This window comes from Burkholderia sp. SIMBA_051 (genome assembly GCF_046534915.1).
Lineage (GTDB): Bacteria > Pseudomonadota > Gammaproteobacteria > Burkholderiales > Burkholderiaceae > Burkholderia > Burkholderia ambifaria.
Map to the genome: position 1 here is coordinate 1 of NZ_JAWRXS010000301.1, position 270 is coordinate 270.

Genomic DNA, 270 nt, shown 5'->3' on the forward strand with positions numbered 1-270 from the left:
TTGGGCGAGCGCATCGACGCGGGTTACCGGCTGGCCTGCCAGCTATGGCTCGACCACGATATCGAACTGGCGCAGGACGTCGAGACGGCGCCGCCGCGCGAGGTCGTTGCCGCCGCCGAGCAGCGCTAGCCGTCGTCCACGGCGGCAGCCGCCAGGCCCTCCCCGAACACAATCCGCAAAGGAACCCCGCATGACCCGCGACGCGAATGACGCCGTGTTCGTGATTCTGACGTCCAAGCCGGGCGTGTACCGCACCGAGGCGGACGCGCT

Annotated in this window: 1 pseudogene; it reads left to right on the forward strand. The window is 69.6% G+C overall.

The annotated features are described in order from the left end of the window. Nucleotides 1-129 (forward strand): annotated as a pseudogene (locus SB771_RS34615) (ferredoxin); the annotation flags it as partial. Nucleotides 130-270 lie beyond the last annotated feature (141 nt).